23 protein-coding genes, 1 tRNA gene and 2 pseudogenes are annotated in these 26364 nt (G+C 72.6%); 14 read left to right on the top strand and 12 right to left on the bottom strand.

Translation table 11 applies throughout. The features are described from left to right. Positions 1-71: 71 nt before the first annotated feature. From G3I41_RS29175 to G3I41_RS29165, 3 genes are read right to left on the bottom strand one after another with little or no spacing between them, the layout of a single operon-like run. Positions 72-914: a carbohydrate ABC transporter permease gene (locus tag G3I41_RS29175; protein WP_164403410.1), complete on the bottom strand. Its 843-nt coding sequence runs from the start codon at positions 912-914 to the stop codon at positions 72-74. Then, complete coding sequence (locus tag G3I41_RS29170; protein WP_164403409.1) at positions 911-1897, bottom strand: sugar ABC transporter permease; 987 nt, start codon at positions 1895-1897, stop codon at positions 911-913. Before G3I41_RS29170 ends, G3I41_RS29175 begins: the two co-directional genes overlap by 4 nt. Positions 1898-1936: 39 nt before the next feature. After that, positions 1937-3205 (bottom strand): extracellular solute-binding protein, encoded by a 1269-nt coding sequence (locus G3I41_RS29165; RefSeq protein WP_164403407.1) that lies wholly within the window; start codon positions 3203-3205, stop codon positions 1937-1939. A gap of 226 nt (positions 3206-3431) precedes the next feature. Between G3I41_RS29165 and G3I41_RS29160 the strand changes: the two genes are divergently transcribed. From G3I41_RS29160 to G3I41_RS29115, 10 genes are all read left to right on the top strand, one after another. Beyond that, on the top strand, positions 3432-4271 hold the full coding sequence (locus G3I41_RS29160; protein ID WP_164403404.1) for a GntR family transcriptional regulator: 840 nt from the start codon (positions 3432-3434) through the stop codon (positions 4269-4271). A gap of 115 nt (positions 4272-4386) precedes the next feature. Beyond that, positions 4387-5568, top strand: a complete 1182-nt coding sequence (locus G3I41_RS29155) for a lactonase family protein (RefSeq protein ID WP_164403402.1) — start codon at positions 4387-4389, stop codon at positions 5566-5568. A gap of 65 nt (positions 5569-5633) precedes the next feature. After that, positions 5634-5885 carry a hypothetical protein gene (locus tag G3I41_RS29150; protein WP_143618285.1) on the top strand — a complete coding sequence of 84 codons (252 nt, stop codon included), beginning with the start codon at positions 5634-5636 and terminating at the stop codon, positions 5883-5885. Further along, a complete protein-coding gene (locus G3I41_RS29145) occupies positions 5882-6259 on the top strand; it encodes a helix-turn-helix domain-containing protein (RefSeq protein ID WP_164403400.1) in 378 nt (125 codons plus the stop codon). Before G3I41_RS29150 ends, G3I41_RS29145 begins: the two co-directional genes overlap by 4 nt. A gap of 176 nt (positions 6260-6435) precedes the next feature. Further along, a complete protein-coding gene (gene uraD / locus G3I41_RS29140) occupies positions 6436-6945 on the top strand; it encodes a 2-oxo-4-hydroxy-4-carboxy-5-ureidoimidazoline decarboxylase (protein WP_164403398.1) in 510 nt (169 codons plus the stop codon). 19 nt (positions 6946-6964) lie between these two features. Beyond that, complete coding sequence (gene uraH / locus G3I41_RS29135; protein WP_164403396.1) at positions 6965-7357, top strand: hydroxyisourate hydrolase; 393 nt, start codon at positions 6965-6967, stop codon at positions 7355-7357. A gap of 7 nt (positions 7358-7364) precedes the next feature. Further along, positions 7365-8288: a factor-independent urate hydroxylase gene (pucL, locus tag G3I41_RS29130; RefSeq protein WP_018100513.1), complete on the top strand. Its 924-nt coding sequence runs from the start codon at positions 7365-7367 to the stop codon at positions 8286-8288. A 70-nt stretch (positions 8289-8358) separates the two neighbouring features. Next, the gene (locus tag G3I41_RS29125) at positions 8359-9756 is read left to right on the top strand and encodes a nucleobase:cation symporter-2 family protein (RefSeq protein ID WP_164403394.1); all 1398 of its coding nucleotides are present in this window, start codon (positions 8359-8361) and stop codon (positions 9754-9756) included. A 42-nt stretch (positions 9757-9798) separates the two neighbouring features. Further along, entirely contained in the window at positions 9799-11196 is a 1398-nt protein-coding gene (locus tag G3I41_RS29120; RefSeq protein ID WP_164403392.1) for an 8-oxoguanine deaminase, read from the top strand. Between the two features lie 272 nt (positions 11197-11468). Next, positions 11469-12917, top strand: a complete 1449-nt coding sequence (locus tag G3I41_RS29115; protein WP_164403390.1) for a nucleobase:cation symporter-2 family protein — start codon at positions 11469-11471, stop codon at positions 12915-12917. Positions 12918-12973: 56 nt separating this feature from the next. On the opposite strand, the pseudogene G3I41_RS29110 reads toward G3I41_RS29115, so the two are convergent. Together G3I41_RS29110 and G3I41_RS29105 are read right to left on the bottom strand one after the other, a co-directional pair. Continuing rightward, positions 12974-13678, bottom strand: a pseudogene (locus tag G3I41_RS29110) (chitosanase); the annotation flags it as partial. 65 nt (positions 13679-13743) lie between these two features. Beyond that, positions 13744-14574, bottom strand: a complete 831-nt coding sequence (locus tag G3I41_RS29105; protein WP_164403388.1) for a chitosanase — start codon at positions 14572-14574, stop codon at positions 13744-13746. A gap of 60 nt (positions 14575-14634) precedes the next feature. On the opposite strand from G3I41_RS29105, the gene G3I41_RS29100 reads away from it, so the two are divergent. Next, the gene (locus G3I41_RS29100) at positions 14635-15318 is read left to right on the top strand and encodes an alpha/beta hydrolase (RefSeq protein ID WP_203601816.1); all 684 of its coding nucleotides are present in this window, start codon (positions 14635-14637) and stop codon (positions 15316-15318) included. A 36-nt stretch (positions 15319-15354) separates the two neighbouring features. Here the strand turns inward: G3I41_RS29100 and G3I41_RS29095 are convergent, their stop codons facing one another. Beyond that, entirely contained in the window at positions 15355-15945 is a 591-nt protein-coding gene (locus tag G3I41_RS29095; protein ID WP_164403386.1) for a TIGR03086 family metal-binding protein, read from the bottom strand. 37 nt (positions 15946-15982) lie between these two features. Beyond that, on the bottom strand, positions 15983-17044 hold the full coding sequence (locus G3I41_RS29090; protein ID WP_343242245.1) for an amidohydrolase family protein: 1062 nt from the start codon (positions 17042-17044) through the stop codon (positions 15983-15985). A 148-nt stretch (positions 17045-17192) separates the two neighbouring features. Between G3I41_RS29090 and G3I41_RS29085 the strand changes: the two genes are divergently transcribed. Further along, on the top strand, positions 17193-18197 hold the full coding sequence (locus G3I41_RS29085; RefSeq protein WP_343242244.1) for a fibronectin type III domain-containing protein: 1005 nt from the start codon (positions 17193-17195) through the stop codon (positions 18195-18197). A 7-nt stretch (positions 18198-18204) separates the two neighbouring features. On the opposite strand, the gene G3I41_RS29080 is transcribed toward G3I41_RS29085, so the two are convergent. The 5 genes from G3I41_RS29080 to G3I41_RS29060 form a co-directional block, all read right to left on the bottom strand. Beyond that, complete coding sequence (locus G3I41_RS29080) at positions 18205-19392, bottom strand: VWA-like domain-containing protein (protein WP_164403382.1); 1188 nt, start codon at positions 19390-19392, stop codon at positions 18205-18207. A 4-nt stretch (positions 19393-19396) separates the two neighbouring features. Beyond that, a complete protein-coding gene (locus G3I41_RS29075; protein ID WP_164403380.1) occupies positions 19397-20608 on the bottom strand; it encodes an AAA family ATPase in 1212 nt (403 codons plus the stop codon). Then, positions 20605-22341 (bottom strand): ankyrin repeat domain-containing protein, encoded by a 1737-nt coding sequence (locus tag G3I41_RS29070; protein WP_164403378.1) that lies wholly within the window; start codon positions 22339-22341, stop codon positions 20605-20607. The genes G3I41_RS29075 and G3I41_RS29070 overlap by 4 nt, the downstream gene beginning before the upstream one ends. Continuing rightward, a complete protein-coding gene (locus G3I41_RS29065; protein ID WP_164403376.1) occupies positions 22338-23474 on the bottom strand; it encodes a gala protein in 1137 nt (378 codons plus the stop codon). The genes G3I41_RS29070 and G3I41_RS29065 overlap by 4 nt, the downstream gene beginning before the upstream one ends. Positions 23475-23503: 29 nt before the next feature. Next, a tRNA-Cys gene (locus tag G3I41_RS29060) sits at positions 23504-23576 on the bottom strand. 212 nt (positions 23577-23788) lie between these two features. Here G3I41_RS29060 and G3I41_RS29055 point away from each other — a divergent pair. Next, positions 23789-26077, top strand: coding sequence for a glycosyl hydrolase family 18 protein (locus G3I41_RS29055; RefSeq protein ID WP_164403374.1), 2289 nt, complete (start codon positions 23789-23791; stop codon positions 26075-26077). A 147-nt stretch (positions 26078-26224) separates the two neighbouring features. Continuing rightward, a pseudogene (locus G3I41_RS37725) lies at positions 26225-26364 on the top strand (BatC protein); the annotation flags it as partial.

Below are 26364 nucleotides of genomic sequence, written 5' to 3'. Positions count from 1 at the left end.
GGTGCGGGGTCGGCCAGGCCGTGTGCGGCGGATCAGGGTCGCGACCCCGGCCCTGATCCACCGCACACGGCCTAACCCTTGACGGCGCCGGCGGCGAAGCCGGAGGTGACATGGCGCTGGAGCAGCAGGAAGACCACCAGCGCGGGCAGGGCGAAGAGGGTGGAGGCGGCCATCGTGGCGCCCCAGTCGGTGCCGAAGGTGTTATGGAAGGAGGACAGCCAGACCGGCAGGGTGCGGCTGTCCTGGTGCTTGATGATCAGGAAGTTGGCGTACGCGAACTCGTTCCAGGCGGTGATGAAGCCGAACAGCGAGGTGGCCATGAGTCCGGGCGCGAGCAGCGGCAGGGCCACCTTCCGGAAGGCGGCGGTCCGGGTGCAGCCGTCGACCTGGGCGGCCTCCTCCAGCTCAGGCGGGATCGTCCCGATGAAGCCCCGCAGCACGATCACCGAGAACGGCAGCGTGACCATGAAGTAGACGAGGGTGAGCGTCGGCAGCCGGTCCAGCATGTCCGTGTCGCGGGAGATGATGTAGACCGGGATGATCAGCGACTCCCAGGGCGCCATCTGCGCGATGAACACCATGAGCATGAACTGCCGCCGCCCCTTCCAGCGCAGCCTGGCCACCGCGTACGCCGAGGCCAGCGCGACGATCAGGGCCAGCAGGATCGAACTCACCGTCACCAGCACGCTGTTGCGCCAGAACATCCCGAAGCCGTCGGCCTGCACGGCGGTGCGGAAGTGGTCGAGCGTCCAGGTGCGCGGGAAGAGGCGCGGGTCGGAGGACTGGATGTCCTTGGACGGTGTGAACGCGGTGGAGATCATCCAGTAGACGGGGAACAGGCAGATCAGGACGGTCAGCGCGGCCGCCGCGTTCAGCGGAAGCCGCCGCAGGCGGGCGCTACGGGCACGGCTCATCGGATCTCGTCCTCCTGGCGGAGCATCTGGCGGAAGTAGAGGACGAGCACCCCGGACATCAGGACCACGGTGACCATCGAGGCGGCCGAGCCCAGGTCGTAGCGCTGGCCGGCGAGCGCGGTCTGGACCGCGTACACGGGCAGGATCGTCGTCGCGTCGCCGGGGCCGCCCCGGGTCATCACCCAGATCTGGACGAACGCCTTGAACGTCCAGATCACCTCCAGCGAGAACACCAGCAGGAAGATCGGCCTGAGCACGGGGAGGGTGACCGAGCGGAAGATCCGGGCCCCGCTCGCCCCGTCGAGCCGCGCCGACTCGTACAGCTCGGTCGGGACCGTGGTCAGCCCGGAGTAGAGGGTGATCGCCGCGAACGGCACCGACTGCCACACGACCAGCAGGACCAGGATGGCGAAGGCGGCGGTGCCGTGCGCGAACCACGGATACCGGTCGAACGAGGAGAACCCCGCACCGGTCAGCAGGTGGTTGACGATGCCGAACTCGGAGTGGAACAACCACTGGAAGACCGTGGTGGCCGCGATCACCGGCATCGCCCAGGCCAGCACCAGCGAACTGAGCACCACCGTCCGGGCGATCCGGCCCAGCCGCTCGGTCATCAGGGCGACCAGGGTCGCGATCACCATGATCAGGACCACGTTGACCGCCATGAACAGGAAGGTGCGCCGGACCACCTCCCAGAACCGCGCGTCCGTCAGCAGCGTGCGGTAGTTGCGCAGCCCGACGAACTCCGCGTCACCCGTGATCAGCTGGCGGAGCCGGAAGTCCTGGAGCGAGATCAGGACCGCCCGCAGCAGCGGATAGACCAGCAGGTAGAGCATGCCGCCGACCGCCGGTGCGATCAGGGCGTACGGCCACACGCCGCGCGGTTCCCCGGACCGCCGCCGGCGGGGCGGCGGTCCGGACGTGCCGGGAAGGGCCCGGCGCTTGGGGCTGGGGGGTGCGGTCCGTTCCCGGATGACCGACACGGCACGCCTCCTCTCGACGGTCTGGGCGCGGGCAGCGGGTCAGGAGCCGGAGTTCATGGCCCGGGTGATGTCGGCGGACGCCTTGGCGGCCTCCTTCGCCGGGTCACCGCCGGTGAGCACGGCGGTCATGTAGTCCTTGATCGGGTTCTCCGCCTCGACCGCGGCCCAGCTCGGTGTGTTGGGCGTGGCGTGGCCGTTCGCCGCGCCGACCGCCATCGCGGCGGCGCCCGGGTCGGCGGCCACGGCGGAGGCGAGCGTGGTCCGGTTCGGCACGTAGCTCATGGCGACGGCGAGCTTCTTCTGCCAGGCGTCGCCGGTGAGTTCCTTGATGAAGGTGAGCGCCGCTTCCTGTTTGCCGGAGGCGGTGGGGATCACCAGGTCCGAGCCGCCCGTGAAGACGGCGCCCGGGGTGTCGGCGGTCTTGCCGGGGATCGGGAAGAAGCCCAGCTTCCCCTTCAGGTCCGGGTTCTTCTCGATGACGACGTTGGCGCCGCCCGGGGTCGAGATGACCTGGGCGACCTTGCCCTGCGCCATCACGTCGGCCTGCGGCGGGTCGGCCTCGTCGGCGTCCTTGGGCCCCTTGCCGAGCGCCTGGAGCTTCCCGTAGAACTCCATGCCGCGCAGCGCCTCCGGGGTGTCCAGGGCGCCCTTCCACTTCTCCCCGGACTCGGTGGCGAGGTCGCCGCCCTCGTCCCAGACGAAGCCGGCCAGGGCGTACCACGTCTGGCCCGGCAGGTAGATGCCCTGGTTGCCGCCCTTGTTGAGCTTCTCGGTCGCGGCGATCCACTGGTCGCGGGTCTTGATGGTCTTCGCGTCGATGCCCGCCTGCTCGAAGAGGTCGGTGCGGTAGATGACCACGCGGTTGGCCGCGTAGTACGGGATGCCGTACTGCTTGCCCTCGTACGCCCCCGGCTCCGCGAGGCCCTTGAGCCAGTCCTTGCCGTTCAGCTCGTCCACCTTGTCGGTGAGGTCGAGCAGCCCGCCGCTCTGCGCGAACTGGGCGACCTGGGTGTTGCCGCTCTCGATGACGTCGGGGGCGTCGTTGCTGGCGAGCGCGGCGGTGATCTTCTCCCCGATGCCGTCCCACTCCTGGATCTGGACCCGGGCCCGGATGTCGGGGTGCGCCTTCTCGAAGCCCTGGACGAACTCCTTCTGGAACTGCGCCGAGACGCTGTCGCGCATCAGCCAGACGTCGATGCCCGTCCGGCCGTCCCCGGAGGAGCCGGAGGAGTCGTCGGACGAGCCACAGGCGCTGAGGACGGCGGCCAGCACGAGCACGGACCCACCGGCAAGCAAGCGGTACTTCACGGTTCACCTCTGGGAGAACAGGACCTGACCACCTGACCAGTGAAGGCCGCTGGACAGCTCGCCACTTGTTGGTGGATGAAGGTGGCATGGACCAATGGAGCCGTCAAGCCCCCTGTATTTCAAGGGTTTTGGCGATCTCTCAGGGGAGGGGCTCGCGAGAGCGGCTACAATCCATCTGACCAGTGGTTAAGTGGTCAGGTGCCCAACCGCCAGAGGGGGACAGCGCATGGACGCCGACGCATCGGGGACGGTGCTCAAACGGGAGCGGGCCCGTGACGCCATCCTGGAAATGATCGAGTCCCGGCGCCCGGGCGACGCGATCCCCTCGGAGCGGTCCCTGTGCGCCACGCTGGGCGTCTCCCGGCCGACCCTGCGCGCCGCGGTGGACGAACTGGTCGCGACGGGGCTCCTCGTACGGGAGCACGGCCGGGGCATGTTCGTCGCACCCGCGAAGATCACCCAGGAGCTCAACTCGGCGGACCTCGCGCTGTCGGTGCCGCAGGCGGCCGGGGCCTGGTCGAGCCGGCTCATCGAGTTCACCACCCTCCAGGCCGGCGCCCGGGTCGGCCGCAAGCTGCGCATGTCACCGGCCGCCGAGATCGTGTACGTCGCCCGGCTGCGGCTGGTGGACGGCGCGCCCATGGCCATCGAGCACCTGCACATCCGGGCCGAGCTGGTGCCCGGCCTGTCCGCCGAGGAGCTGGAGAGCGGTGATCTGTACGAGCACCTGCGCGAGCGCCACGACGTGCACGTCCACGAGGCGGTCCAGGCGATCGAGCCCACCGTGGTGACCCGGGCCGAGGCCAGCCTCCTGGACGTGCCCGAGCTGTCCCCGGCCCTGCTCTTCGAGCGGCTGACCTCGGACACCACGGGGCGCCCCGTCGAGTACGTGCACTCGCTCTACCGGGGCGACCGCTACCGGATCGTGTCCCGGCTGGCCCTCGGCCCGGCCGCCGCCGTCGAGCCGGTCGAGGGCGGCCACCATCCGGGCATCCCGCCGGGCGACTTCGCGCAGCGCGAGCCGATCACCTCGTCCACGCGGGGAGACATCCAGTCCGGGGACTGAGGGCGCCCCAGGCGTTGCGCCCTGCGCAATGGCGTGTGCACCTCTTGCGGTGGGCCCCGGGCAGGGCCACTGTGGCTGGCACATCCGACGCAACCGACCCCACGAGGTGCCTCGCATGACGTCCCCCACCAGCCGCCGCACCCTGCTCGGAGCCCTCCTGGCGGGCGGCGCCCTCGCCGCCGCCCCCAGCCTCCCGCGCTCCGCGCCCGCGCCCCGCCACCCCCACCACCCGCACCCCGCCCATCCCGCCCATCCCGCGACCCGCGGCACCGGCACCCTCTACCTCGGCACCTACACCTCGACCAGCCCGGGCGGCACCGGCATCGGCGTCGCCGCGTACGACCGGGCGGCCGGGAGCATCACCGCCCGCACCGTCGTGACGGGTGTCGAGAACCCGTCCTACCTCGCCCTCCACCCCAGGGGCAGCACGCTCTACGCCGTGGACGAGCAGCAGAACGGCGGCGTCACCGCGGTCGCCCTCGGGGACGGCTTCCGGGTGCTCGGCACCCGGTCCACCGGCGGCGCCGGACCCTGTCACCTCTCGGTCCATCCGGGCGGACGCTGGCTGTTCAGCGCCAACTACACCTCCGGCAGCGTCGCCGTGCACCCTCTGGCCGACGACGGATCGGTGGGCGAGCGTACCGACCTGGTCGCCCACGGCTCGCCCGCCCCCGGACCGGGGCAGGGCGGTCCGCACGCGCACCAGATCATCACCTCGCCCGACGGCGGCCACGTCCTCGCCGTCGACCTCGGGAACGACACGGTGTACACGTACCGGCTGGACGAGACACGGGGCACCCTGGAACAGGTCTCGTACGCCGCGCTGCGGCCGGGCGCCGGCCCCCGCCACCTCACCTTCCACCCCGACGGGCGCCACGCGTACCTGGCCTGCGAGCTCGACAACACGGCGGTGGCCTGCGGCTACGACCCCGCCACCGGCACGCTCACCCCGGGGGACCCCCAGTCCACCGGCACGGGCTCCGGCACCAGCTACCCCGCGCAGTTCCTCGTCACCGGGGACGGCCGGTTCGCCTACCTCGCCAACCGGGGGCACAACAGCCTCACCCGGTACGCCGTCGAGGACGGTGGAGCGGCGCTGCGCCTGCTCGACACCGTGCCCGTGGGCGGCGACTTCCCCCGGCACACCGCGTTCTCGCCGGACGGCGCCCTGCTCTTCGCCGCCAACCAGAGGTCCGGCACGGTCACCGCCTTCCGGGTCGACGCGGCCTCCGGCGCCCTGACCTCCGTCGGCACCCCGTTCGCGGCTCCGGCGGCGGTCTGCGTGCTGCCGGTGTAGGGCGTTAGGGTCGAGCCCGAGCCGCGGGTCGCCCCGGACGCGGCGCGACGCATCAGGGAGGCACCATGCGCTTGAGAGTGGAGTTCACCACCGAGCCCTTCGACCTGGACGAGGCGCCCGCGCACGCGGTCGTGGCGCGCGAGGTCATCCAGGGGGCCGAGCTGGACGCCGTCGACGTCGGCCCGTTCGGCAACACGGCGGAGGGCGGTGCCGATCAGGTGCTCACCGCCGTGGACAGCCTGCTGCGGCAAGCGCTGGCATCGGGTGCCACCCGGGTCTCGCTCCAGGTCAACGTCATCGGAGAGGACCCGAAGTGACCGGACCGGTGGACCACCCCCTCGTCACCGCCGTGAAGCCGCTCGTGGACGCCATGGGGGCCGAGCTCGTCGGCCCCGGTGAGGCGCACCCCGACGACGTGGTGCTGGCCTGGGAGGGCGAGGACGTCGTGGCGGTCCGGCTGCCCCAGCTCTCGGAGTCGCTGGACCACATCCTGGCCGCGATGGAGCGCCGGCACGGCATGCCGCTGGCCGAGCTGGACCGCAAGGCCAAGCAGGAGGCCGTCCGGCTCCTGGAGGCACGCGGTGCCTTCTCCGTACGCCATGGGGTCGAGACCGTGGCGGGGGCCCTGGGGGTCTCCCGGTTCACCGTTTACAACTATCTAAACCGCGAAAACGGCACGAAGAGCGGATAGTTGGGCACGTAAGCGCAGGCGTTTGATACATGATCGATCAAGCCGCCGCCCGGTCCGCCGGGCGGCGGCTTTTTCTGTCAACGGAATTTCAACAAACTGTTGACGTCGTGTTGTCGAGGGCGTTAGCTATCCGCAGCCCGACCAACGCACAGCGAAGAACAGCCACGGAGGCTCCCGTGACTTCGAGCTCCACGCCGGGCCTCGCCCGGTTCAACACCCAGGCGGACGCCGAGGCGACCGCCGCACTGCACGAGGTGTGTGCCAGTGCGGCCTGGGGACGAGCGATCCTCGCCCACCGCCCGTACGCCACCACCGAAGCCCTGCTCTCCGCGAGCGACACCGCCACGGCGGCACTCGGCGCGGAGGACCTGGCCGAGGCCATGGCCGGTCACCCGCCGATCGGCCGCCCGAAGCCCGGGGACCCGACCTCCTCCCGCGAACAGCGGGGAATGGCCGGGGCGTCCGAGGAGCTCAAGGCCGAGATGCTCGAACTCAACCTGGCCTACCAGGAGCGGTTCGGACATGTCTTCCTGATCTGCGCCACCGGCGCCACCGGTGAGCAGATGCGCGACGCGGTGAAGTCCCGCATCGGGAACTCGCCCGAGCGGGAGCGGGGGATCGTGCGCACCGAACTGGGCAAGATCAACCGCATCCGCCTCACCCGCCTCGTCACGGAAGACGCGTAACAGAAGGAGAGTGAAGGTCTTGAGCACCTTCGCCACCGCATCGGTGTCCACCCACATCCTGGACACCAGCATCGGCCGCCCCGCCGCGGACGTCGCCGTCTCGCTCGCCGCCCGCTCGGGCGCCGACGCCGAGTGGGTGACGCTCGGGGGCTCCGCGACCGATGCGGACGGGCGCTGCAAGGACCTGCCGGCCCTGCCGGAGGGCACCACCCACGTACGGCTCGACTTCGAGACCGAGCCGTACTTCACAGCCAAGAAGCAAGCCGAGGCGCAGCAGGACGCCCCCCGCGTAAGGGACAGCGGCGCGTTCTTCCCCGAGGTGGCGATCACATTCGCCGTCACCCCGGGCGAGCACTACCACGTACCGCTGCTGCTCAACCCGTTCGGCTACTCCGTATACCGAGGGAGCTAGCAGACACATGCCCACGATTCTCGGCCAGAACCAGTACGGCAAAGCAGAGAACCGCGTCGTCAAGATCACGCGGGACGGCGACACCCACCACATCAAGGACCTGAACGTCTCGGTCGCGCTCTCCGGCGAGATGGACGACGTCCACTACTCCGGCTCTAACGCGCACGTCCTGCCCACGGACACCACCAAGAACACGGTGTTCGCGTTCGCCAAGGAGCACGGGATCGAGTCCGCCGAGCAGTTCGGCATCCACCTCGCCCGCCACTTCGTGACCTCGCAGGAGCCGATCAAGACCGCGCGCATCCGCATCGAGGAGTACGCCTGGGAGCGCATCGCCACCTCCGACGCCAACTCCCGCTTCATCGGGTCCGACGAGGTCAAGCACTCCTTCGTCCGCAAGAACCAGGAGATCCGCACCGCCCAGATCACCTTCGACGGTGAGAAGTGGCAGGTCATCTCGGGGCTCAAGGACCTGACCGTGATGAACTCGACCAACTCCGAGTTCTGGGGCTACGTCAAGGACAAGTACACGACGCTCAAGGAGGCGTACGACCGCATCCTCGCGACCGACGTCTCCGCCCGCTGGCGCTACAACTGGACCAGCGACGAGCAGCGCATGCCGAACTGGGAGAAGTCCTACGAGCAGGCGCGCAAGCACATGCTGCACGCCTTCGCCGAGACCTACTCGCTCTCGCTCCAGCAGACCCTGTACCAGATGGGTTCGCGCATCATCAACAACCGCAGCGAGATCGACGAGATCCGCTTTTCGCTGCCGAACAACCACCACTTCCTCGTGGACTTGGAGCCGTTCGGCCTCAAGAACGACAACGAGGTGTACTTCGCGGCCGACCGTCCGTACGGGCTCATCGAGGGCACCGTGCTCCGGGACGGCGTCGAGCCGCAGATCCCGGTCGACATGACCAACCTCTGACGCGGCGCCGCGCCGGTGCCCGCCCGCCGCTCACGGCGGCCGGGCACCGGCCGGGCCGGAGGGAACCCTCATGGCACAGCCAGCATCCGGGCCCGCGACAGCAGAAGGCCCCTGTCCCACCCCGCCGGAGCGTGCGGTGCATCCGGTGGACGAGAAGCTCACCCCCTCGCGGCTCCTGCCGGCCGCCCTCCAGCACATCGCCGCCATGTACGCCGGCGTCGTCACCCCGCCGCTGATCATCGGACAGGCCGTCGGCCTCGACGCGGCGGGCATGACCCGGCTCATCGCGGCCAGCCTCCTCATCGCCGGCTGCGCCACCCTGCTCCAGACCCTCGGCATCGGCGGCCTCGCCGGCAACCGGCTGCCGTTCGTCAACGCCGCGTCCTCCGCCGGCATCGCCCCGATGCTCGCCATCGCCGAGACCAACGCGCCCGGACACCAACTCCCCGCGATCTACGGCGCGGTGCTCGTCGCCGGGGTGTTCTGCCTGACCGTCGGACCGTTCTTCGGCAGACTCCTGCGCTTCTTCCCGCCCCTGGTCACCGGTGTCGTCATCACCCTCATCGGGGTCACGCTGATGCCCGTACCGGTCTCCTGGGCCCAGGGCGGTGACAAGAACGCCACCGACTTCGGCGACATGAAGTACCTCGCGCTCGCCGCGTTCACCCTCGTCGTGATCCTCCTGATCCAGCGCTTCGGCCGGGGATTCCTGCGCCAAGTGGCCCTGCTGATGGGCCTGGTGATCGGCACCCTGGCCGCCGTACCCTTCGGCCTCGCCGACTTCTCCGCGCTGCGCGACGCCCCGCTGGCCGCCCTGCCGACGCCGTTCGCCTTCGGCGCGCCGGAGTTCCAGCCGGCCGCGATCCTCTCGCTGTGCATCGTGATGCTCGTCCTGATGACGGAGTCGTCCGCCGGGATGCTGGCCGTCGGTGAGATCTGCGACCGCCGCACCGACGGACGCACCCTCACCCGGGGCCTGCGCACGGACGGCCTCGCCACGCTCATCGGCCCCGTCTTCGGCGGCTTCCCCACCAGCGCCTTCGCGCAGAACGTGGGCGTCGTCTCGCTCACGAAGGTCCGCAGCCGTTACGTCGTCGCCGCGGCCGGGGCCGCCCTGCTGGTCCTGGGCCTCTTCCCGGTGCTGGGCGCGGTCGTCTCGCTCGTCCCGATGCCCGTGCTCGGCGGCGCCGGCATCGTCCTCTTCGGCTCGATCGCCGTCAGCGGCATCCGTACGCTCTCCGAGGCCGGCCTGGACGACAGCTCCAACATCATCCTGGTCGCCGTGGCCCTCGGCGCGGGCATCGTGCCGCTCGCCGCGCCCGGGTTCTACGCGGACTTCCCGTCCTGGGCCCAGACCGTCCTGGGCTCCGGGATCAGCGCGGGAGCGCTCGTCGCGGTCCTGCTCAACCTGTTCTTCCACCATCTCGGCACCCACGGCCGCACCGCCGTGGCACTCAAATCCTCCTAGGGTCCTGCCGTGCCCACGTCCCAGATGAGAGAAGGAAGCACCATGGCAGCACCGGCAGCCCCCGACCGGGTGGAGCGCATCGTCATCGAGAACTGCTCGATCGCGACCGTCGACGCCGCCGACACCGAGTACGCCTCGGGCCATGTCGTCGTCGCCGGCAACCGTATCGAGTCCGTCGGCGCCGGCCGGGCACCCGAGGGCCTGGAGAACGTCGTACGCCGGATCGACGGCACCGGCCACCTGGCCACCCCCGGCCTGATCAACACGCACCACCACTTCTACCAGTGGATCACCCGGGGCCTGGCCACGGACCACAACCTCTTCAACTGGCTGGTCGCGCTGTACCCGACGTGGGCGCGCGTCGACGAGCCGATGGCCCGGGCCGCCGCGCAGGGCTCGCTCGCCATGATGGCGCTCGGCGGCGTCACCACCGCCATGGACCACCACTACGTCTTCCCGAAGGGCTCCGGCGACCTGTCCGGTGCCATCATCGGGGCCGCCCGCGACATGGGCGTGCGCTTCACCCTCGCCCGGGGCTCCATGGACCGCAGCGAGAAGGACGGCGGGCTGCCCCCGGACTTCGCCGTGGAGACCCTCGAAGGCGCGCTCGCCGCCACCGAGGCGACCGTCGACGCCCACCACGACGCCTCGTTCGACGCGATGACCCAGGTCGCCGTCGCGCCCTGCTCGCCGTTCTCCGTGTCCACCGAACTCATGCGCCAGGGCGCCGAACTGGCCCGGCGCAAGGGCGTGCGGCTGCACACGCACGGGTCGGAGACCGTGGAGGAGGAGAAGTTCTGCCACGAGCTGTTCGGCATGGGCCCCACCGACTACTTCGCATCGACGGGGTGGCTCGGTGAGGACGTGTGGATGGCGCACTGCGTCCACATGAACGACTCCGACATCGCCGCCTTCGCCCGCACCGGCACCGGCGTCGCCCACTGCCCGTCCTCCAACGCCCGCCTCGCCGCCGGGATCGCCCGTGTCCCGGACATGCTCGCCGCCGGCGTCCCGGTCGGCCTCGGCGTCGACGGCACCGCGTCCAACGAGTCCGGCGAACTCCACACCGAACTGCGCAACGCCCTCCTCATCAACCGCCTCGGCCCCCACCGCGAACGCGCCCTGAACGCCCGTCAGGCGCTGCGCCTCGGCACCTACGGCGGCGCCCAGGTCCTGGGCCGCGCCGCGCAGACCGGCTCGCTGGAGGCCGGCAAGCTCGCCGACCTGGTCCTCTGGAAGCTGGACACCCTCGCCCACGCCTCCATCGCCGACCCGGTCACCGCGCTCGTCTTCGGCGCCGCCGCCCCGGTCACCCTGTCGCTGGTCGACGGCAAGCCGGTCGTGGAGTCCGGCCGCCTGGTCACCGCGGACGAGGAGGCCATCGCCCGGGCCACCCGCGACGAGGCCCGCCGCCTCGCCCAGATCGCCGCCGGAGCCTGACGGCCCGGCGGCCCCGAAAGCGGCCGGCCGAGGGGGACGGCCCTCGGCACGGCCGCCGCGGACCCGAGCGGGGTCCGCGGCAACCGGTGCGGGTGGCGCGCCGCCCACGCGCACGCGCCACCCGCACCGGCGATCCCGGCTGCCCGCACCAGCCGTTCGACCTGCCTCACCGCATCACCGCAGCAACGGGGCCCGGTCCGGCGGACCGGCTCCGGCACCACCTCCCTGAACCCCACGTCACCGCCGACGTGTAACCGACCGGAGGAACCGCCGTGGCAGCTACGCCCAGGTTTCGCGACGACGCAAGTGCGACCCCCCACACCGCAGAGGACCCGACGACAGAGGCGTCCGACCGGAAGCATCCGGTCGATGAGACCCTCCCCCCGCTGAGGATGTTCACCAGCGGCCTCCAGCACGTGGCCGCGATGTACGCGGGCGTGGTGGCCCCGCCCATGATCGTGGGGCCCGCCGTGGGCCTCAGCCCCAAGGAGACGGCGTTCCTGATGGGGGCGAGCCTGTTCACCGCGGGCATAGCCACCCTGCTCCAGACGCTCGGCTTCTGGCGCATAGGCGCCCGGCTGCCGTTCGTCAACGGCGTCTCGTTCGCCGGGGTGACCCCGATGGTGGCGATCGGCAAGGACCGGGGGCACGACGGGATCGCCGTCATCTTCGGCGCGATCATCGTCGCGAGCCTCCTCGGCTTCGTCCTCGCCCCCTACTTCTGCAAACTGGTCCGCTTCTTCCCGCCCGTGGTCACCGGCACGGTCATCACCCTGATCGGTGTCTCCCTGCTGCCGGTCGCCTTCAACTGGTCCCAGGGCGGCAACGCGACCGCCCACGACTACGGGTCCACCACCAACATCACCATGGCGGCGGTCACCCTCGTCATCGTGCTGGCCCTGCGCAAACTGCTGCGCGGTTTCCTCCAGCAGATCGCCATCCTGCTCGGGCTCATCATCGGCACCCTGATCGCCATCCCGGTCGGCATCACCGACTTCGGCGCCATCAAGAACGCCGACGCGATCGGCTTCCCCACCCCGTTCCACTTCGGCGCCCCGCAGTTCGAGGTCGCCGCGATCGTCTCCATGAGCATCGTGATGCTGGTCTGCATGACCGAGTCCACGGCGGACATGCTGGCCCTCGGCAAGATCGTGGACCGCCCCGCCGACGAACGGACCATCGAGGGCGGGCTGCGCGCCGACACCCTGGGCAGCGCGATCAGTCCGCTGTTCAACGGCTTCATGTGCAGCGCGTTCGCCCAGAACATCGGACTGGTCGCGATGACCAAGGTGCGCAGCCGCTTCGTGGTCGCGGCCGGCGGCGGCATCCTCATCCTGCTCGGCCTGTTCCCGGTGGCCGCGTCCGTCATCGCACTGGTGCCGCTGCCGGTCCTCGGCGGCGCGGGCATCGTCCTGTTCGGCTCGGTGGCCGCCAGCGGCATCCAGACCCTGGCCGGCGCCGCCCTGGAGAAGGGCGAGAACGCGCTGATCGTCGCGGCGGCCGTCGGGGTCGGACTGATCCCGATCGCGGCGCCGGACTTCTACCACGCCTTCCCGGAGGACCTCCTCGTCGTCCTGGACTCGGGCATCTCCACCGGCTGCGTGGTCGCCATCGTCCTCAACCTGGCCTTCAACCACCTCGGCCGGAAGCCGGACCCGGAGGCGGGGACCGCGCCCGGCGGCCACGACCCGGTGAAGGCGATGGAGGTGGCCGCTCACTGACGTACGGTCAGCGGACTGTGGCGCGTGCGGGGTTGGCCGTACGCGCCACTGCCGGTTCAGCCGATGTGGAAGCTGTCCCCGTACACCTGCCAGTCGAGCGGCGGGTCCAGGTCCAGATTGCCGTTCCGCAGGAAGACCCGCTGGGCGTCGTCCACCCGGCTGGTGTCCGCGTGGGCCTCCTCCTGCTCCATGGCCCGGACCCGTTCGTCCAGGAAGGCGTCGAGGTAGGCCACCTCGTCACCGCCCCGGGCCGGCGGCTTCGCCCGTGCCAGGGCCCGTTGCCGGATGGCCCCGAAGCTCGCGCTGTCGTCGCCCTCGCCATGCATCACGAGGGCGTCGTAGTACGCGAACTGGCCGAGCGTGCCCAGGCCGTCGCCCCGGCCCCGGCTGACGGCCGGGTCGAAGTACACCCGGTCGCGCTCGTCGTTCTGCGCCTGCTGGAAGTCCGGGTCCCGGGCGGCCGTCTCCCAGGCGTCCTGGAAGCCCGGGTCCAGCCCGTCGTGCGAGTCGCCGCCGTCCACCTCGCGCAGGGCCGGCAGATACCGGGCCAGTACGTTGTCCGGCTTGCGCCGCGTGTACAGCTCCACCAGGTCGAGCATGTCGCCGGTGCCCGAACAGAAGCCGATGATCCCCGCGGTGTAGCCGCGGCCGTCGCCGATGTCCTCGATGTACCCGTACTGCGCCTTCCAGTCCTGCGTGGAGTTCTCCGCGCTGGAGACCAGCTGCATGGCGATGTCCTTCTTCGCCGGATCGTCGAGACCGGCCGGGGCGGTGGCGGACACCTTGCACTCCTTCGAAACGGGCGAGTCGGGCGACGGGACCCAGGTTACGGGCCTTTGATCTCGTAGCTGTCCCCGTACACCTTCCAGGCCAGCGGCGGGTCCAGGTCCAGGTTGCCCTTCCGCAGGAACACCCGTTGCGCGGTCTCGACCCGGCTGGTGTCGTGGTGCGAGGGCTCCTCGCGGATCGCGGCGACGCGGGCGTCGAGGAAGGCGTCGAGATACGCGGTCTCGTCGCCCCCCTCCGCGGGGGTCCTGGCCGCGTCGAGCGCCTGGCTCCGGATCGTACGGAAACCGGTGGTGCCGTCCGCGTCGGCCTCCCCGTGCATCACATAGGCGTCGTAGTAGGCGAACTGGCCCAGCGTGCCCAGCCCGTCCTCCTTCGCCCGGCGCACCGCCGGATCGAAGTACGACGCGTCCCGCTCGGCGTCCTGCGCCTCCCGGAACCTCGCGTCACCGGCCGCCTCGGCCCAGGCGCGGGTGAACGGCCCGCCCAGCCCCGTGTGCGCGTCGCTGCCCTTCACCTTCCGCAGTGCGGGCAGGAACCGTTCCAGCGGGTTGCCCGGCCGGGACCGCGCGTACCGCTCCACGACCCGGAGCATGTCGCCCGTGCCGGAGCAGAAGCCGATGATGCCGCCCGTGTAGCCGCGCCCGTCCCCGATGTCCTCGATGTACGTGTACTGCGCCTTCCAGTCCAGCGTGGAGTTCTCCGCGCTGGCGACGAGCCGCATGGCGATGTCCTTCTTCGCCGGAGCGGCGAGTCCGCCCCCCGAGCCCTTGCCGGACCAGCCCCCCGCCTGGGCGCAGCCGCTGAGCGCGGTCGCGGACATGAGGAGGGCGGCGAGCGGGGTGACCAGGGAACGCGCGGTGAGCTTCACCGTTCCAGCCTGCCAGGCCAGGGGCGTGATCCCGGCGCATTCGGAGGTAGCGTCGGGGGCATGGATGATCAGTCTGTGGTGGATGTCGGCGACGTGCGGCTGGCGTACCGGACCTGGGGTGACCCGTTCGGGTCGCCCGTCGTACTGCTGCACGACCTCGGCGCGAGCGCGGCGAGCTGGGACGCGGCCGGGAGCCTGCTGGGGCAGGAGTGGCGGGTGTACGCGATCGATCTGCGCGGCCATGGCGAGAGCGACTGGCCCGACGCGTACGACCTGGAGCTGATGCGCGACGACGTGCTCGGGTTCCTGGACGAGTGCGAGCTGGACCGGGCGGGCGTGGTCGGCCACGGCATGGGCGGGGTCGTCGCCCACCTCCTCGCGCAGGAGCACCCGGACCGGGTGGAGCGGCTGGTGCTGGTGGAGACGCCGCCGCCGTTCCCCGGCGCGGCGGGCCCGGCCGTCGGGCCGGACGGGCCCGCCGACTACGACGAGGCCGTGCTCGCGTCGGTGAACGGCGAGCTGGCGGACCCGGATCCGGCGTGGGCGCGGGGCCTCGGGGAGATCGTGGCGCCGACGCTGATGCTGGCAGGGGGGCCGGGCAGCACGATGCCGCAGGGGCGGCTCCAGGACATGGCGTCGATGATCCCGGACTGCCACCTGGTCACGATGGGCGGCGGTCACCGTCCGCACGAGGCCGATCCGGAGCAGACGGCTCAGCGGATCACGGAGTTCTTCACGAGCTGAGCCGGCGCGCGCTCCGGCGCATGCGCCCCGCGCCCCTCAGTCCGCCGGCCGCCAGTCCGGGGCCCGCCCGCCCCGGGCCACCGCCCGGTCCAGCAGCGGCGCGTCATCGGCCACCGGCACCGGCCGCCCGAACGGGGAGTCGGCCGAGGGGCCGTCGCCCTGGTCCGCCAGCAGCGCGAGCGTGTTGCGCAGGTGCGCCTCCTCGGCGTCGAAGGGCTGCCCGGTCGCCTTCGCCAGGTCCCAGCCGTGCAGCACCAGCTCGTTGAGCGCGACCATCCCCGCGACCTGACCGGGCAGGTCCACGCCGCCCGCCCTGGTCATGCCCTCCCAGGCGTCGGGGGAGCGCCAGGCGGCCACCATCCCGTCGAGCGCGGCGGGCAGTGTGGTGCGCCAGCCGGCGTCGAGGACGCCGGACTCCACGGAGGGCGCCGAGTCGGTGGCCGGTCCCGGCTCCTTGCGGGCGGCGTCGCGGAAGGCGACGGCCAGGCCCTCGATATGGGCGAGCAGGGCGCCCACGGTCACGCCGGGGCACGGTGTCGCGGCCCCCAGCGCGCCGTCGTCCACGGCGTTGAGCTGCGCGGTGATCCGGCGTGCGGCCGGTTCGAGGTCGAGCGGTTGTGTGTCCATACCAGTGCAGACTGCCGGACCGCCGCCGACTCGTCGGTCAGCGCACCACGTGTCCCCGCAGAATGATCCGGACCGGGTGGTCCAGCGCGGCCGGATCGGCGGTCGGGTCGGTGTCGTACGCGACGAGGTCGGCCGGCGCCCCGTCCACCAGGCCCGGCAGCCCGAGCCACGACCGTGCCGTCCAGGACGCCGCGCCGAGCGCCGCGTCGGCCGGCAGCCCTGCCCCGAGCAGCCAGGACGCCTCGCTCGCGACGGTCCCGCAGGGGAACGAGTCGGTGCCGGCCAGCACCGTGACGCCCGCCTCGTGGGCGGCCCGGACGTTGCCGGACATCGTCTCCCAGCCGGCCAGCCAGAGATCGCGGCGCGCACTGGGCTCCCGCGCCCGCATCGCGTCCACGCCCCTGGCGAACGCCGCCAGCGTCGGCACGAACGCCGTGCCCTGCGCCGCCATCCGGTCCAGCAGCCCGGGGTCCAGATGCATGCCGTGCTCCAGGCTGTCCGCCCCCGCGAGGACCGCGTTGCGGGTGCCCTCGGCGGTCTGGCAGTGCACCGCCACCTTCCCGCCCGCCGCGTGGACGGCGGCGACCACCTCGGTGAGCAGCGCGAGCGGTACCGGGGGCTCGTCCAGTCGCCAGTCCCCGACGACCTTGCACCAGCCCGAGGAGGCCGCCGCCTCCTCCACGGCCGCCCGGACGAGCTCCGCCTCGCTCACGTCCCGGCCGAAACCGGGGAAGAACCTGCCGGGTGTGGCCAGCCAGCGGCCCGCCGATGTGACGCGGGGCAGCTCCCGGTCCCCGTCCACCCAGGCCGGCATCCGCGCGGCCGTGCCCGGGGTGCGGACGGCGAGGACCCCGGCGTCCCGGTGCGCGCGCAGCTGTTCGCGCAGCAGCTCCTCGCTGAACGGCTCGCTCGTGTCGGTGGCCCCGGGATGCGTGTGCACGTCCACGAGCCCGGGCAGCAGCCAGCCGCCGTCCACCACGGTCTCGGCGCCCCGTCCCGTGAACCCGCCCGGCGGGGCGCCCTCGCGCAGCACCTCGCCCTCGATCCGGAACACCCGTTCCTCGCGCTCCGGCAGCACCACACCTCGTATGCACAACACCCGCCGACGGTACGTCAACCGCCGGGCGGGGCACGAAGGCAGGGGCACACCGGCACATTGCGGAAGGTTCGGCTCCGGGCTCTTGTCGGCGGGGCCCGGGGCATGCGATACAGGTCTGGACCATTGCTTCCGGACGGAAGGCAACACCGTGCGATCCCCTCACACGCGTCGCGCGCCGGCCTGCGCCGCCGCCCTGCTCCTCGCCGCACTCGCCACCGCCTGCGGCTCCGGCTCCGGCTCGGGTTCCGGCTCCGAGGACCACGGGGACACCAGCAGGCCCACCGCACCGCGCGGGGTCACCGTGCAGGCGAGCAGCGCCACCTCCGCGCACGTGATGTGGAAGGCCGCCACCGACGACACGGCCGTCACCGGCTACGAGGTCTACCGGGAGGGCAAGAAGGTCGAGGCCGTCCCCGCGTCCAAGGTGATGATCGACGTGGAGGGGCTCACCGCGTCGACCGCGTACACCTTCACCGTCCGCGCCCGCGACGCCGCCGGCAACCTCTCCGCGCCCAGCGCGGCCGTCCGCGTCACCACCCCCGCCCCCACGCCCGCCGACCACGGGCCCCCCACCCGGCCGGTGAGGCTGCGCGGCAAGGCCGACGGCAACCGGGCCGCCACCCTCTCCTGGGGCGGCTCCACGGACGACATCGGCGTCACCGCGTACGACATCTACCAGGAGGGCACCCGCATCCACACCGTGCCGGGCACCGGGACCACGGCCCGCCTGACCGGGCTGCGCCCCGGCACGGCCTACACCTTCACCGTGCGCGCCCGCGACGCCGCGGACACCTCCTCGCCCGACAGCAACGCCTTCCACCTCACCACCGCGTCGGCCCCCGGCGCCCCGGCGAGCACCGCACCCACCGGCCTGCGGGCCAGGAACAAGGTCCAGGGCAAGGAGTACGCGGTCGACCTGGAGTGGGCACCGCCCAGGGCGGACGGGGAGATCCGTACGTACCAGCTGTACCTGGACGGCAAGATGACCACCACCATCGCCTGGGGCGACGCACCGCCCACGAAACGGGCGACCTACCAGTACACCACCGCCGAACCGCGCGGCACCAGCCACGCGATCACGCTGCGCGCCCAGCTGCCCGACGGCAAGTGGGGCGACTTCTCGGAGCCGCTCACGGTGGTCCTCGGCCGGTGAGCCCGCGTCAGAGGGGAACGCGGACCGTCTCGATCCACAGGGGCGGCCGAGGGGCGTCCGCCCCGATCAGCGCGGCGACGAGCCGGCACGAGGGCGACTCCTCGGGCCACGGGGTGTACCCGTCGGTGAGGACCACCACGATGCCGGGCCGCTCCGGGGCGGCCAGGGCCCTCGCGATGCCCACCCGCATGTCCGTGCCGCCGCCCCCGCCCAGCGCGACCTGGTCGGCGGAGGTCACCCGCGACACGGCGTGCACATCGGCGTCGCAGGCCAGCACGGAGACCCGGTTGCCCCGGATGCCCACCTCCCGCAGCACCCCCGTCACCTCGCCCAGCGCGGCGGCCAGTTCGCCGTCGCCCATCGAGCCCGAGGTGTCGACCACGACGGCCACCCGGGGCAGCGGTCGGCGCAGCGTCGGCAGGACGACGCCGCGCAGGGCCGCACCGCGCCGGGACGGGCGGCGGTAGGTGTAGTCCACCGCCCCCGACGCCCAGGCCGCTGCCTCCCGTACCGCACCGGCCAGCGCCTGCCGCCAGTCCACCGTCGGTTCCAGGACCTCCTCGGCCCACCGCCGCCAGCCCGCCGGAAGGCTGCCCCGGGTGCGCTGGTGGGCGCGCATCGACTCGGCCGTACGCCGCCGCAACGCCTCCGCCTCCGCCGCGCCCAGCGGGGAAGGCCCCTCCGTACCGGGCAGCTCCCAGGGCTCGGGGCGGCCGTGCGCACCCGAACCGCAGGTGTGCGGCGGCGGTCCCGGCGGCAGCGCGGGCAGGTACGTCTCGAAGAGCTGACCGGTCGGCAGCCCGAACAGCCCCGGCTCCACCCGCCCCTCCGGCAACGGCAGCCCGTCGGCCAGCAAGTCGTCGTTGATCTCGCAGTCCTGCGCCACATTGACCCGGTGCGCGTCGCGCTGATCGGCGGCCGGGAGCCGGCCGGCCCGGCCGTGGTGGTCGCGCAGCAGATGGGCCACCTCGTGCACCCACACCCCGGCCAGCTCGGCGACCGGCGTCCGCTCCACGAACTCCGGCGACACGTAGCAGCGCCAGTGCCGGTCCACGCCCATCGTCGGCACCCGGTCGCTCGCCACCACCGACAGCGCGTACAAGGCGGTGGCGAGGTACGGCCGGTCGCTCGCCGCCCGGTAGCGCGCCGCCAGCAGCTTGGTGTGGTCCAGCGGGAGCCGCGCGGGTACGGACACGGCCTCAGGCGCTTCCCGGCAGCGCGCCGGACAGCTGGAGGAGTTCCAGGAAGGCGTCGATGCCCTCCGGGACCGGCCAGTCGGTGTCCCGCATCGCCGCCAGGTCCATCGCCGCCCGCGCCGCCACATCCGGCACGCCCGCCGCGACGGCCTTCGCCAGCACCGCCCAGCCCGCCTCCCAGCGAGGACGGGTCGGCTCGGCCTGGACGGCGGCCACCACCGCGATCAGGAACGCCAGTTGCCGGTCGCCGCGCTCGGGCAGCGCGAACGCGTCGGGGTCGGCCAGCACCCGGTCGGGGTCGGGCAGATCCAGGTTCTCCAGGTACGAGAGGAGCTCGATGCCCGCCCCTTCCCCGACCGCCCCGATCAGGGCGGCGGCGACGGCTTCCCGGCCGGTGCCGGTCGCGTGGCCGGTGGCGAGCAGCCGCAGCGACATGTCCCAGGTCCGGGGCGACGGCCAGGCCCTGCCCCGGCCCTCCGCGTCGGCCGGGAGGTGGTGCACCAGACCCGGGCGCGCGGTGAGGAACCCGGAGACCGCGCCCCGGGCCCGCGCCACCGCGCCGGCGGTCCGGGCGGGATCGACCACGGGGACGGGCGCCTCGGGCCAGGTGCCGGCCATGCCGCGTGCCACGGTGCGCGGGTCGTACGTCCAGTGCAGGTGCACGAAGCGGTTGGCGAGCGGGGGGCTCAGGTGCCAGCCGTCCGCCGCGCTCGACGGCGGGTTGGCCGCCGCCACGATGCGCACGGCGTCGGGGAGCTTCAGGCTGCCCACCCGGCGCTCCAGGACGACGCGGAGCAGGGCGGCCTGCACGGCCGGGGGAGCGGAGGACAACTCGTCGAAGAACAGCAGCCCCCGGCCCTTCCGGGCGAGCCGGACGGCCCAGTCCGGCGGCGCCATCGGCACCCCGGTCGTGGCCGGGTCCTCACCGACGACGGGAAGCCCCGCGAAGTCGGACGGCTCGTGCACGCTGGCGATGACGGTCTCCAGGTCCAGGCCGAGGCCCGCCGCGAGCTGTTCGAGCCCCGCCGACTTCCCGATGCCCGGCTCGCCCCAGAGGAGCACCGGCTGATTAGCCGTCACCGCCAGGGCCAGCGCCTCCAGTTGTGGACTGGCGACGGTCTCGGTCCGGGTGGCGCGCAGCCGCCGGTTGAGCGCGTCGGCGGCGTCCAGGGGACGCGGCGCCTGGGCCGGGATGCCGGGGGCCACGGTGCTCACGCGTCCTCACCTTCCTCGTCGTCGTCCTCGTCTTCGTTCCACTCGTCCCACCACTCGGACCCGGCGTCCGGATGCTCCGTCAGCACCCGTTCCGCGAGGAACCTCAGATCGGTCCGCCGGTACTTGCGGATCATCTGTTCCAGCGAGAGTTCGGTCTGGTCGCTCACGTCGATCCGGGCGCCCGCGTCGAGCAGGTCCCGGACGAGCTCCGCCGTCCCGCGTCCCGAGACGGCGACGCTCAGCGGGGTGCGCTCGCGGTGGTCCCTGGCCTCCAGGTCGAGGCCGGCCGCCAGCAGCCGGGGGAGCAGCACGGTGTGGTCGAGCAGGGGCAGGACGTGGAGCAGCGTGTGCTTGCCGCCGTCCCGGACGCGCGGGTCGACGCCCGCGTCCAGCAGCGCCAGGACCCCCTCCGTGTCGCCGTGCTGGGCGCGCAGGAAGAGGTCGCGCCGCTGGGCGGCGAGTGCTTGGGGCAGCCGTCCCACCCCGGTGCGGCAGGCGTGCTCGACCGCGAAGCAGCCGGTGACCGCCCCGCCGAAGGCCCGCAGGGCGCTTTCGCGCTGGTGCTCCTGCGCGGTGTGCGGGGAGTCGAGCGCCCCGTCCCGGAAGCGGACCTCGTGCCAGTCGCCCCGGCAGCGCACCCGCACCGGAGCGGGCGGCGCGACCGCGGGCGGCCCGCACGGCCCCTCGTGCTCCGGGAAGAGCGACCGGGCCACCAGCGGGTGCAGGTCCGCCGGGGTCAGGACGCCGTCGCTGAGCAGGTCCAGATCGGGCATCCTGCGCCAGGCCGTTTCCGGCAGGGGGAACGCGCCTTCCGACGCCTCACGGCTGACGACCCTGATCCGTAGCCGGCCACCGAGCCCGGGGGCGGTGAAGTCGAGCAGGACGCGCACCCGCCAGCCCTGCCCGATCCGGAACCGCTCGGCCCCGTCGAGCTCCGCGTACCGGCGCACCTGCGCGTCGAGCCGGGCCACGTCCAGCGCCAGGCCCGCCATGACGTTCTCCGGGGCGGTCCGGTGGTACGCGTGCACCTCCGGGGGCGTCGGGTCCCACTCGATCCCGGCCGCCGCGAGCGCGTCGGCGATGCGGCCGTCCGCGTACAGCAGGTTCACCCACTCGGCGCGGGCCACCGGGTCGCCGCCGCCGGGGTCCTCCCGCGGCAGCCGGTCCGCCGGGAGCGGAGTGCCGTCGGCCGCGAGGAACGGCAGCCGGTCCGTGCCCCCGCCCGCCCGTGCGCGCAGCTCACCGGCCCGGCTCGCGCGCCACAGGTGCCCGAGCGGCTGCCAGTTCTCGACGGTCGCGTACTCGGTCCGGCGCCGTGGCGGGCCGAACCGGAGCGTGAGGCGCTGGGGGCCGTCGGCCATGGCCGGGGTGGACAGCTGGAGGTACGCGCCGGGCGCTGAGCCGTAGCCCGCGAGGAGGACGGTCCGGTCGGTCGCCAGGGTCGAGCGGCCCGCGAGGATCCGGGGCAGGTGCCAGCGCAGCAGGTCCGGCACCAGGTCCCGGAGGTCGGCGAGGAGGGCTTCGGCGACCCCGGCGCCGTACGTGGCGGAGACCCGGTCGACGTCGATGCGCACGTCGAAGCCGGCCGCCGCGCAGGCCCCGCGCCAGTCGCCGGCCTTCCGCAGCGCTGCCGACTCCTCGATCATCGAGCGCGGCACGGCGTAACGGCGGACCTGGCGCCAACTGGACGCCTCCTGCGGGGAGAGGAACAGCCGGACGTCCCGCGGGCTCATCGGTACAGGCTCCTGACCGCGCGCAGATCGGCGTGGGCCCCGCCGTCCGGACGCAGCAGCGCCGTGAAGGAGCGCTTCACGCGGCGCGGCAGCCCGGGGCCCAGACCCACGTACTCCAGCCGGGACCCCGGGGCGACGGCGGCGAGCAGGGTCTTCGCGCCACGGCCGGTCAGCCCGGTGTGGCTGAGTTCCAGGCGGCGCAGCGGACTGCCCGGCAGCGCCTCGGCCAGCGCGTGCGCCCCGAGGTCCCCGGTGGCGTTGGGCGGGGCGCCCAGGCTGCGTTCCGAGGGCGGCCGGCCCAGGTCGAGCGCCTCGATCCCGTCGAGCGCGCCGGCCAGGGCGCGGGCTCCCTCGGGACCGATGCCGTTGCCGCCCAGGCCGAGCCGGATGGGGCGGGACGGGTCGGCGGCGCCCGCGAGGACGGCGGCGCCCTCGTCGCCGAGGTGGTTGGACGGCAGGTACAGCTCCCGCACCCCCGCGTCCAGGATCAGCCGGGCCAGCAGCGGCGCGGCGTCGCCGCCCAGTCCGTTGCCGCCGAGGAAGAGCCGCTCGACGGGGCGCGGACGGGTGCTCAGGACGTCCAGCAGGGCGGCGAGTCCGTCGGCCGTGACCCCGGTGTTGACCAGGTCGAGGGTGCGCAGGGAGGTGTTGCGGCGCAGCATCGGGACCAGGGCGCGGACGCCCGCGTCGCCGAGGGGGTTGCGCTTGAGCCAGAGGGCGCGGACGGTGGCGTCGTCGGCCAGGGCGGAGGCGAGGGCGGCGGCCCCTTCGGCGCCGATGCGGTTGCAGCCCAGGTAGAGGGTGCGCAGCCCGTGGCCGGACCCGGCCGTCGCCGCGGCCACGGCCGAAGCGCCCTCGTCGCCGAGGGAGTTGGTGCCGAGCAGGACGTGGGTGGCGTGCGGGGAGCGGGCGGCGGCGGGCATGACCCGGGCGGCGCCGGCCGCGCCGAGCCCTTGCTTGCAGAGATCGACGCGCCCGTCGGCGCGCAGCGCACCCAGCGGGAACGCCTCGTCGGCGCCGACGGGCTCCGTCGCCGCCAGCCGGTCGAGCAGCGGCCCCAGCGACGCCGGATCGGCGAGAGGCAGGTCCGGATGGTCAATGGCCGGACAGCGCACCGGCATCGGCTGCGACATCTCTTACCCCCGCGTCTACGAAAAGGCGGCAAGACCGGTCGGATTCGAACCGACGTCCTCCAGCTTGCTGCTAGGGCGCGACGACCTCTGCGCTACAGCCTTGCCGCCGATGATCCTAACCGCGACGGCGATCAATTCGCACACCTGCACCAACACGTGCGCGGGCGCCGGTGGCCGAGGGGCGCGCGCATCTCAAGTGGTCTGTACCTATTGACGCCTTGGTCCAGACCAATTACCTTCCCGTGTGCTCCATGGCACGACATCCGCACCTCCCCGAGGACCGCCTCACCGGTCCCTGCCGTAAGGGAGAAACCATGTCCGAGCACATGCCACTGAGACGCAGAACGGCGACCGCGCTGCTCGCCGTCCTCGGCCTCCTCCTCGCGCTCCTGTCCCTGCAGGCCGTCCCCGCGCACGCGGCGGGCAAGCTCACGGCGACCTTCACCTCCGCCGACAACGGCCCCTGGTGGAAGGGCACCTACGTCCTGCGCAACGACACGGACACCGCCGTCACCGGCTGGAGCCTGGAGTTCGACCTGCCCGCCGGGGTCGCGATCCAGTCCTCGTACAACGGGACCACCACCACCCAGGGCAGGCACATCACCGCCGTCAACGCGCACTACAACGGCACGGTCGCCGCGCACAGCAGCACGGAACCGTACAGCTTCTGGTTCGTCGCCACCGGCCCGATCACCGCACCCACCGGGTGCCGGATCAACGACGACAAGTGCGACGGCTCCGCCGACGCGCCCCCGGGCGCGCCCGGCGGGCTGAAGCGGACCGACGTCACCGCCCGCACCGCGTCCCTGTCCTGGACGGCCGCCACCGCGGGCGACTTCCCCGTGGCCTCGTACGACATCCTGGCGGGCGGCAAGGTCGTCGGCTCCGCCACCGCGGCCACCTCCGCCACCGTCACCGGCCTGACCCCGGCCACCGCCTACGCGTTCACCGTCCGGGCCAAGGACACCCGCGGCAACGTCTCCGCCGAGAGCGCCCCGCTGACGGTCACGACCGTCGACCCGGCCACCGACACCTCGGCCCCGACGGCCCCCGGCGCCCTGCGGGCCACCGCCACCGACTCCTCGTCCGTGACGCTGGCGTGGAACGCCGCGACGGACAACCAGCGCGTCGCCGCGTACGACGTCTACCGCGGCTCCGCACTGGCCACCACGGTCTCCGGCACCACGACCACCGCGACGGTCGGCGGCCTGTCGCCCTCCACCTCGTACACCTTCACCGTGAAGGCCCGCGACGCCGCCGACAACGCCTCCCCGGCGAGCAACGCCCTCACCGTGAAGACGGACGACATCGTGGGCCCCGGCAACTACGCCAAGGTCGGCTACTTCGTCCAGTGGGGCATCTACGGCCGCCAGTACTTCGTCAAGAACCTGGAGACCTCCGGCGCCGCCGACAAGCTCGACATCGTCAACTACGCCTTCGCCAACATCGACCCCAACAACCTCACCTGCCTCAACGGTGTCACCAAGGGCACGACCGCGGACCCGCAGGACCCCGAGCAGGGCACCGGCGCGGGCGACGCGGACGCCGACTACGCCCGCCCGTTCAGCGCCGCCCAGTCGGTGGACGGGATCGCGGACGACGGCTGGGGCAAGCTGCGCGGCAACTTCAACCAGCTCAAGAAGCTGAAGAAGCTGCACCCCGACCTGAAGATCGTGGTCTCGCTCGGCGGCTGGACGTACTCCAAGTACTTCTCCGACGTCGCCGCCACCGACGCCGCCCGCAAGAAGTTCGTCTCCTCCTGCATCGACATGTACATCAAGGGCAATCTGCCCCAGTACAACGGCGCGGGCGGCCCGGGCAGCGCGGCCGGCATCTTCGACGGCTTCGACATCGACTGGGAGTGGCCGGGGACCGGCACCGGGCACCCCGGCAACCACTACTCGCCCGACGACAAGGACAACCTCACGCTGCTGCTCGCCGAGTTCCGCAGGCAGCTCGACGCGCTGGGCGGCGGCCACCGCCTCCTCACCGCGTTCACCCCCGCCGATCCGCAGAAGATCGACGAGGGCTGGGACCTGTCGAAGGTCTTCGACTCGCTCGACGTCGCCAACGTCCAGGGCTACGACTTCCACGGCTCCGGCAGCGACAACTCCTGGGAACCGAACCGCACCGGCCACCAGGCCAACCTCTACAACGACACCCAGGACCCGTACGACTTCCACTTCAGCGCGGACAGCGCCATCAAGGCGTACACGGACGCGGGCGTCGAACCCCGCAAGCTGACCCTCGGCATCCCGTTCTACGGCCGCGGCTGGCAGGGCGTCACCGACGGCGGCACCGCGGGCGAGTGGCAGCCGGCGGGCGGGGCCGCCCCCGGCCAGTTCGCCGAGGAGGCCGGCACCCGGGGCTACTCGAACCTCATCGGCGCCTACCCGGCGATGGCGGTCCACCACGACGAGCAGTCCATCTCCACGTACGGCTACACCGGAAGCCAGTGGTGGTCCTTCGACGACACCTGGTCCATCGGCAAGAAGACGGACTACGTCAAGGACAAGGGGCTGCTCGGCGTCATGGTCTGGGAGATGTCGGGCGACACCACCCAGGGCACGCTCATGGGCGCCCTGGACAACGGGCTGAAATAGCCCGTCAATGGTTCATTTCCCTCAAATCGAGACTTACCGCCCATAGCGGTAGGCTGGTCGCGGCGGTGCCCCCGTGGCACCGCCGTGCCTCACCACCGGGCCCCGTCACGGGGTCCGGCCCCAGCCGTTCGACGCGCGGGAGGAACCATGACCAGCCCCGAGCAGGACCCGAACCAGCAGGAAGGCCCCGCGGACGGTGGCGCGGCGGGCACGCCCGGCGTCCACGACGGCGGCGCCGACGGTGGGGCCGAGGGCCCCGCGGACGGTGGCGCGGCCGGTGCCCCGGG

The organism is Streptomyces sp. SID9727 (genome assembly GCF_010550605.1).
Lineage (GTDB): Bacteria > Actinomycetota > Actinomycetes > Streptomycetales > Streptomycetaceae > Streptomyces.
The sequence above is the reverse complement of the archived record's forward strand: the minus strand, read 5'-3'. Positions and strand labels throughout refer to the sequence as shown.